A 1,294-nucleotide genomic window follows, 5' to 3' on the forward strand; every position below is an offset into this window, starting at 1 on the left:
TCACTAACTGTGTAAGTTAAAAAGTTATTCTGGAAAATTTTGAGCCCTCATAGCTCAAAAAATTTTACGGAAATAACTTTTTATTATTTTTAACCTATATAGTTATGATCGACAAAGAAGAATTATTAAACAACAAGGATTTCTACAAGTCCTTTAAAAATGGAGAAGAGCTAACTTCTTTCTTCAAACAGATGCACAAACGTGCTGTAGAACACATGCTGGAAGCGGAACTGGATGCTCATCTGGACAATGAAAAGCACCAAAAAACCAAAGACGGCAATTACCGAAACGGACACGGAAGCAAGAAAATTAAATCCTCATTTGGTGAGAGCGAAATCAAAGTTCCTAGAGACAGATCCGGCAGTTTTGAGCCTGCGTTGGTTCCCAAAAGACATAATATCATCGAAGGTCTGGAAAATATTATCATCTCATTTTACGCCAAAGGCATGAGCGTGAGCGATATCGAAGAACAGGTGAAAGAGTTATATGATTTTGAAATATCAACTTCCGCAATTTCCAGAATCACTAATGCTGTTGCAACTGAGGTCGTTAGCTGGCAAAACCGTCCTCTAGAAGACTTATATCTCATTGTCTGGATGGATGGGATTGTTTTCAAGGTTCGTGAGAACTCTAAAGTTATTAACAAAACCATCTATTTAGCAGTAGGTTTAAATCGGGAAGGAAAGAAAGAAGTTCTCGGGATGTGGCTGGGTAAAAATGAAAGTTCGAGTTTCTGGATGGGTGTTTTGACCGATCTCAAAGCCCGTGGTGTGGAGGATATTCTCATCACAGCTACCGATAACTTAAACGGATTTACCCAGACCATCCGCAGTGTCTTTCCTGAGTCTCAAACTCAGATTTGCGTGGTTCATCAGATCAGGAATGCCTGCAAATATGTGGTCTGGAAGGACAGGAAAGAGTTTTCTGCAGATATGAAACATATTTATACCGCTCCAACGAAACAGGCAGCAGAAGCTGCTTTGAATGATTTTGCAGATAAATGGCAATCAAAATATTCTTATGCCATTAAATCATGGAGAGATAACTGGGATGAATTAACCGTGTTTTTTGAATTTCCTCTCCAAATCCGTAAAATCATTTACACCACCAATTTAATTGAGAATCTCAACGGTAAAATACGGAAATACACGAAAAACAAAATGTCTTTTCCTACTGATGATGCGGTTTTAAAGTCTGTTTATCTCGCTTTAAAAGAAGCTACTAAAAAATGGACAATGCCAATTCAAAATTGGGGTATTGTTCTCAACCAATTTATGCTTATTTTTGAAGAAAG

The 1,294-nt window shown here is 37.7% G+C and carries 1 protein-coding gene; it reads left to right on the forward strand.

Annotated elements, in window-relative coordinates; all coding sequences use genetic code 11:
* Positions 1-104: 104 nt before the first annotated feature.
* Positions 105-1,294 (forward strand): IS256 family transposase (locus BW946_RS20985; protein ID WP_076598023.1); only part of this gene is annotated, 1,190 nt, incomplete at its 3' end.

It is taken from the genome of Chryseobacterium sp. RU33C (assembly GCF_900156015.1).
GTDB lineage: Bacteria > Bacteroidota > Bacteroidia > Flavobacteriales > Weeksellaceae > Chryseobacterium > Chryseobacterium candidae.